The organism is Pseudomonas sp. (genome assembly GCF_049645325.1).
Taxonomy (GTDB): domain Bacteria; phylum Pseudomonadota; class Gammaproteobacteria; order Pseudomonadales; family Pseudomonadaceae; genus Aquipseudomonas.
Genome location: NZ_JBARTQ010000562.1, coordinates 1 through 6,839, shown reverse-complemented (window position 1 = coordinate 6,839; position 6,839 = coordinate 1). Strand labels below are relative to the sequence as shown.

The 6,839-nt window shown below is 62.3% G+C and carries 5 protein-coding genes; all 5 read left to right on the top strand.

Annotated elements, in window-relative coordinates; translation table 11 throughout:
- Nucleotides 1–104: 104 nt before the first annotated feature.
- The 5 genes from arcC (at nucleotide 105) to gcvP (ending at nucleotide 6,752) form a co-directional block, all read left to right on the top strand.
- Entirely contained in the window at nucleotides 105–1,034 is a 930-nt protein-coding gene (arcC, locus tag WBB95_RS23655) for a carbamate kinase (protein WP_424489765.1), read from the top strand.
- 18 nt (nucleotides 1,035–1,052) lie between these two features.
- Entirely contained in the window at nucleotides 1,053–1,415 is a 363-nt protein-coding gene (locus WBB95_RS23650; protein WP_122488999.1) for a DUF5064 family protein, read from the top strand.
- 174 nt (nucleotides 1,416–1,589) lie between these two features.
- Nucleotides 1,590–3,098: a sigma-54-dependent transcriptional regulator gene (locus WBB95_RS23645; protein WP_424489764.1), complete on the top strand. Its 1,509-nt coding sequence runs from the start codon at nucleotides 1,590–1,592 to the stop codon at nucleotides 3,096–3,098.
- A 410-nt stretch (nucleotides 3,099–3,508) separates the two neighbouring features.
- Complete coding sequence (gene gcvH / locus WBB95_RS23640; protein WP_005790845.1) at nucleotides 3,509–3,892, top strand: glycine cleavage system protein GcvH; 384 nt, start codon at nucleotides 3,509–3,511, stop codon at nucleotides 3,890–3,892.
- Nucleotides 3,893–3,902: 10 nt separating this feature from the next.
- Nucleotides 3,903–6,752, top strand: coding sequence for an aminomethyl-transferring glycine dehydrogenase (gcvP, locus tag WBB95_RS23635; protein WP_424489763.1), 2,850 nt, complete (start codon nucleotides 3,903–3,905; stop codon nucleotides 6,750–6,752).
- Nucleotides 6,753–6,839 lie beyond the last annotated feature (87 nt).

The following is a 6,839-nucleotide window of genomic DNA, read 5'->3' as shown; positions in this document are numbered from 1 at the left end:
GGGTCAGTCTGCACCTGTATCAACTGATCCACCGCATTCGCGAGCAAGCCCGCTCCCACATTTTGGCCTGTGTTCACAAGGCCGAATTTTAGAAGGATTGCATTATGCGCATCGTCGTTGCACTGGGCGGTAACGCCCTGCTCCGCCGTGGTGAACCCATGACGGCGGACAACCAACGCGCCAACATCCGCATCGCCACCGAACAGATCGCCAAGATCCACCCTGGCAACGAGCTGGTGATCGCTCACGGCAATGGCCCGCAAGTCGGCCTGCTGTCGTTGCAGGCGGCGGCCTACACCCAGGTTTCGCCCTACCCGCTGGACGTGCTCGGCGCCGAAACCGAAGGCATGATCGGCTACATCATCGAACAGGAACTGGGCAACCTGCTGGACTTTGAAGTGCCGTTCGCCACTTTGCTGACCCAGGTTGAAGTCGACGCCAAGGACCCTGCGTTCCAGAACCCGACCAAGCCCATCGGCCCGGTCTACTCCAAAGCCGAAGCGGAAAAACTCGCCGCCGAAAAAGGCTGGGCCATCGCTCCCGATGGCGATAAATACCGCCGTGTGGTGGCCAGCCCGCGCCCGAAACGCATCTTTGAAATTCGCCCGATCAAGTGGCTGCTGGAAAAAAGCGCCATCGTGATTTGCGCCGGCGGTGGCGGCATCCCGACGATGTATGGCGAAGACGGCAAGCTGCGCGGCATTGAAGCCGTGATCGACAAAGACCTTTGTTCGTCGCTGTTGGCCGCGCAACTGGACGCCGATTTGCTGGTGATCGCCACCGACGTCAACGCCGCCTTTATCGACTTCGGCAAGCCGACCCAGAAGGCTATCGGCCAGGCTCACCCCGACGACATGGAAAAACTCGGCTTCGCCGCCGGCTCCATGGGCCCCAAGGTGCAAGCCGCCTGCGAGTTCGCCCGCCAGACTGGCAAAACCGCGGTCATCGGTTCACTCTCGGACATCGAAGCCATCGTCCAGGGCAGCGCCGGCACACGCATCAGCACGGCAAAACCTGGCATCACCTACCTGTGAAGTAGAGGAGAAACGCCTATGGCCACCTTTGAACCGGGTCACTTGCACGTCGAACGTCACGCACTCAATGCCCAGGACTACAGCTACAACCTGTGCATCGACTATGAAGTCAGCCAGGACCCCAAGGAAGGCAAGGGCATGCTGTTCAAGCTGCACGGTTCGGTGCAGGGCAAGGACCTCAAGGAAGAGTTCTTCTTGCCCAAGGACCAGGCCTTCGACTTTGCCCGGCATGCGATGAACATCGCGCAGAAGTACGGGATGCCGAAGATCGCGGTGTTGAATGGCTCGATGCACAAACAGTACGACCTGATGTTTGAGGATGTGCGGCACCAGTTGGATGTGAAGTCGGGCGATCCGATCAAGCCGGAGCATCTGGAGTAAGAACAGCGCCAATCCAATGTGGGAGCTGGCTTGCCTGCGATAGCGGACTATCAGTCAACCTTCAGGTGACTGACCCACCGTCATCGCAGGCAAGCCAGCTCCCACATTTTTTGATCTCCATCGCCTGTCAGGCATACTTGCCGCCTCTCGCTCTGCAGACTTGTCAGCCACCCCATGCGTATCCACGTCAGCTTCATCGACCGCGTCGGCATTACCCAGGAAGTCCTGGCCTTGCTCGGTGGGCGCAATCTCAACCTGGATGCGGTGGAGATGGTGCCGCCCAACGTCTATATCGATGCCCCGACCCTGAGCGCCGAGGTGCTGGAAGAACTGCGCGATGCGCTGTTCAGCGTGCGTGGCGTGCAAGCCGTGACCGTGGTCGACATCCTCCCCGGCCAGCGCCAGCACCTGCAACTCGACGCCTTGCTGGCGGCCATGACCGACCCGGTGCTGGCGCTGGACAGCGCGGGCAAGATCCTGCTGGCCAACCCGGCGCTGATCGCGCTCTACGGTCGCGAGCCTGCCGGCGAAAGCATCAGCGAACTGTTCGATGACCCAACGCTGCTGGTCACCTTGCTGGAACACGGCTTTCGCCTGGCCCTGCGGGAAATCAGCGTCAACGGCCAGACCTTGTTGCTGGACGCCACGCCGATCACCGACGCCGGCGCCCTGCTCACCCTCTACCAACCCAACCGCATCGGCGAGCAACTGTCGGCGCTGCACCATGACCATGCCGAAGGGTTTGATGCGCTGCTGGGCGAGTCGCCGGCGATCCGCACGCTCAAGGCGCGGGCGCAGCGGGTGGCGGCCCTCGATGCGCCCCTGTTGATCCAGGGCGAAACCGGCACCGGCAAGGAGCTGGTGGCGCGTGCCTGCCATGCCATCAGCGCCCGCCACAGTGCGCCGTTCCTGGCCTTGAACTGCGCCGCGCTGCCGGAAAACCTGGCTGAAAGTGAACTGTTCGGCTATGCCCCCGGTGCCTTTACCGGCGCCCAGCGCGGCGGCAAGCCGGGGCTGATGGAGCTGGCCAACCAAGGCACGGTGTTCCTGGACGAGATCGGCGAGATGTCGCCGTACTTGCAGGCCAAGCTGCTGCGGTTTCTCAACGACGGCAGCTTCCGTCGCGTGGGCGGCGACCGTGAAGTGAAGGTCAACGTGCGCATCCTCAGTGCCACCCACCGCGACCTGGAAAAGATGGTCAGCGAAGGCACCTTCCGCGAAGACCTGTTCTACCGCCTCAACGTGCTCAACGTCGAAGTGCCGCCGCTGCGCGAGCGTGGCCAGGACATCCTGCTGCTCGCCCGCTACTTCATGCAGCAGGCCTGCGCGCAGATCCAGCGCCCGGTGTGCCGCCTGGCGCCCGGCACCTACCCGGCACTGTTGGGCAACCGTTGGCCGGGCAATGTGCGCCAGTTGCAGAACGTGATCTTCCGTGCCGCCGCTATCTGCGAAAGCAGTTTGGTCGACATCGGCGACCTCGACATCGCCGGCACCTCCGTCGCCCGCCAGAGCGACGGCGAAGTCGACAGCCTGGAACAGGCAGTGGAAGACTTCGAACGCGGGTTGCTGGAGAAGCTGTACGCCAGCTATCCCTCGACCCGCCAACTGGCCAGCCGCCTGCAGACCTCGCACACGGCAATCGCCCATCGTTTGCGCAAGTACGGCATCCCCAACAAACCCTGAACGCGCCCGGTCTCACTGTGGGAGCTGGCTCGCCTGCGATGGCAATGGCTCAGTTGGCCCCATGTTGACTGACCCACCGTCATCGCAGGCAAGCCAGCTCCCACAGGGAAGCGGTGAGACGCTTGCAAATTGGGTCTGAGAACGACATCCACTGTACTGAAAGCGCTACATCGTAACGATATCGCTACAGCCCTGCTTTTTGCGCGTCATGCAAGGCTTTGATCCACATAGGCTTTTTTTCGGTGGCTCAGGTGTAGCGAAATCGCTACAGACAAAACCCCCATCATCGTAACTACTTTTATTAACTCATTGATTTATAAAGACTTAATAAGATTGGCCGCAATATTGCTAAGCAACTCCCCATTATTCCAATCCCGTCCACCAGACGAATCTGGCCCTGAGGAGTTTCCATGAGCGAGTTGCGTTTTACTGAAGACCACGAATGGCTGCGCGCCGAAGCTGATGGCAGCGTCACCGTGGGTATCACCGCGTTTGCGCAGAACGCGCTGGGTGATGTGGTTTTCGTGCAACTGCCGGAGTTGCAGGCCTACGACAAGGGCGCTGAAGCGTCCACCGTGGAATCGGTCAAGGCCGCCAGTGGCGTGTACATGCCTCTGGACGGTGAAGTCCTCGAAGTGAACGACAAGCTCGACGGCAGCCCTGAGTTGGTCAACGAAGACCCGATGGGCGAAGGCTGGTTCTTCCGCTTTAAACCGGCTGATGCCGATGCAGTGGCTAAGCTGTTGGATCAGGATGCGTACGACCGCCTGATCAAAGCCAACGCCGAAGCCTGAGGAGCGCGCCATGACTGTTAATTTGAGCACCGCCAACGAATTCATCGCGCGCCACATCGGCCCGCGCCAGGAAGACGAGCAGCAAATGCTCGCCAGCCTGGGCTTTGACTCCCTGGAAGCGCTGAGCGCCAGCGTGATTCCGGAAAGCATCAAGGGCACCAGTGTGCTCGGCCTGGAAGACGGCCTGAGCGAAGCCGAGGCCCTGGCCAAGATCAAGGCCATCGCCGGCAAGAACCAACTGTTCAAGACCTACATCGGCCAGGGCTACTACAACTGCCACACGCCGTCGCCGATCCTGCGCAACCTGCTGGAAAACCCGGCCTGGTACACCGCCTACACGCCGTACCAGCCAGAGATTTCCCAGGGCCGCCTGGAAGCGCTGCTGAACTTCCAGACCCTGATCAGCGACCTCACCGGCCTGCCGATCGCCAACGCCTCCCTGCTCGACGAAGCCACCGCCGCTGCCGAAGCCATGACCTTCTGCAAACGCCTGAGCAAGAACAAGGGCAGCAACGCCTTCTTCGCGTCGATCCACAGCCACCCGCAAACCCTCGACGTGCTGCGCACCCGTGCCGAGCCGTTGGGCATTGACGTGGTGGTGGGCGATGAACGCGAACTGACCGACGTCAGCCCGTTCTTCGGCGCCCTGCTGCAATACCCGGCCAGCAACGGTGACGTGTTCGACTACCGCGAACTGACCGAACGCTTCCACGCCGCCAATGCATTGGTAGCCGTGGCCGCCGACCTGCTGGCCCTGACCCTGCTGACCCCGCCGGGCGAGTTCGGCGCCGACGTGGCCATCGGCAGCGCGCAACGCTTCGGCGTGCCGCTGGGCTTTGGTGGGCCGCACGCGGCCTACTTCTCCACCAAGGATGCGTTCAAGCGCGACATGCCGGGCCGTCTGGTCGGCGTGTCCGTCGACCGTTTCGGCAAGCCGGCCCTGCGCCTGGCCATGCAGACGCGCGAGCAACACATCCGCCGCGAGAAGGCCACCAGCAACATCTGCACCGCCCAAGTATTGCTGGCCAACATCGCCAGCATGTACGCCGTGTACCACGGCCCGAAAGGCCTGACCCGGATCGCCAACCGCCTTCATCACCTGACCGCGATTTTGGCCAAGGGCTTGACCGCACTGGGCCTGACAGTCGAGCAGGAAAACTTCTTCGACACCCTGACCCTCAACACCGGCGCCCACACCGCCGCCCTGCACGAAAAGGCCCGCGCCCAGCGCATCAACCTGCGTGTGGTGAATGCTGAGCGTCTTGGCCTGTCGGTCGATGAAACCACCACCCAGGCGGACATCGAAGCCTTGTGGTCGATTTTTGCCGATGGCAAAGCCCTGCCGGATTTCGCCGCCCTCGCCAACAGCGTAGACAGCACCCTGCCGGCCGCCCTGCTGCGTCAGTCGCCGATCCTCAGCCACCCGGTGTTCAACCGTTACCACTCCGAAACCGAGCTGATGCGCTACCTGCGCAAACTGGCCGATAAGGACCTGGCGCTGGACCGCACCATGATCCCGCTGGGCTCGTGCACCATGAAGCTCAACGCCGCCAGCGAAATGATCCCGGTCACCTGGGCCGAGTTCGGTGCCCTGCACCCGTTCGCCCCCGCCGAGCAAAGCGCCGGCTACCTGCAACTGACCACCGAACTGGAAGCCATGCTCTGCGCGGCCACCGGCTATGATGCGATCTCGCTGCAACCGAACGCCGGTTCCCAGGGTGAGTACGCCGGCCTGCTGGCCATCCGTGCCTATCACCAGAGCCGTGGCGAAGAGCGTCGCGACATCTGCCTGATTCCGTCGTCGGCCCACGGCACCAACCCAGCCACGGCCAATATGGCTGGCATGCGCGTGGTCGTGACCGCGTGCGATGCGCGTGGCAACGTCGACATCGAAGACCTGCGCGCCAAAGCCCTCGAGCACCGCGAACACCTCGCTGCGCTGATGATCACTTACCCGTCGACCCACGGCGTGTTCGAAGAAGGCATCCGCGAAATCTGCGCGATCATTCACGACAACGGCGGCCAGGTGTACATCGACGGCGCCAACATGAACGCAATGGTCGGCCTGTGCGCCCCGGGCAAGTTCGGCGGCGACGTGTCGCACCTGAACCTGCACAAGACCTTCTGCATTCCCCACGGCGGTGGCGGCCCGGGCGTAGGCCCGATTGGCGTGAAGTCGCACCTGACGCCGTTCCTGCCCGGTCACGGCACCATGGAGCGCAAGGAAGGCGCGGTCTGCGCGGCGCCGTTCGGCAGCGCGAGCATTTTGCCGATCACCTGGATGTACATCAGCATGATGGGCGGTGCGGGCCTCAAGCGCGCTTCGCAGTTGGCGATCCTGAATGCCAACTACATTTCCCGTCGCCTGGAAGAGCACTACCCCGTGCTGTACACCGGCAGCAACGGCCTGGTGGCACACGAATGCATCCTCGACCTGCGCCCGCTGAAGGACAGCAGCGGCATCAGCGTGGACGACGTGGCCAAGCGCCTGATCGATTTTGGCTTCCACGCGCCGACCATGTCGTTCCCGGTAGCGGGCACGCTGATGATCGAGCCGACCGAAAGTGAATCCAAGGAAGAACTGGACCGCTTCTGCGACGCGATGATCGCCATCCGCGAAGAAATCCGCGCCGTGGAAAACGGCACGCTGGACAAGGACGACAACCCACTGAAAAACGCGCCGCACACCGCAGCCGAACTGGTGGGCGAATGGAGCCACCCGTACAGCCGTGAACAGGCGGTGTACCCGGTAGCGTCGTTGATCGAAGGCAAATACTGGCCGCCGGTTGGCCGAGTCGACAACGTGTTTGGCGACCGCAACCTTGTTTGCGCCTGCCCTTCCATCGAGAGCTACGCATAACCTGAGGCTGTGCTCCATTTAATGTGAAAGCTGGCTTGTGTGGGAGCTGGCTTGCCTGCGATAGCATCACCTCGGTCTGTCTGATAA

What these genes read in the sequence shown, in the direction of transcription:
- arcC (WP_424489765.1), top strand. Translation starts at nt 105, where the DNA reads ATGCGCATCGTCGTTGCACTGGGCGGTAACGCCCTGCTCCGCCGTGGT.
- WBB95_RS23650 (WP_122488999.1), top strand. Translation starts at nt 1,053, where the DNA reads ATGGCCACCTTTGAACCGGGTCACTTGCACGTCGAACGTCACGCACTC.
- WBB95_RS23645 (WP_424489764.1), top strand. Translation starts at nt 1,590, where the DNA reads ATGCGTATCCACGTCAGCTTCATCGACCGCGTCGGCATTACCCAGGAA.
- gcvH (WP_005790845.1), top strand. Translation starts at nt 3,509, where the DNA reads ATGAGCGAGTTGCGTTTTACTGAAGACCACGAATGGCTGCGCGCCGAA.
- gcvP (WP_424489763.1), top strand. Translation starts at nt 3,903, where the DNA reads ATGACTGTTAATTTGAGCACCGCCAACGAATTCATCGCGCGCCACATC.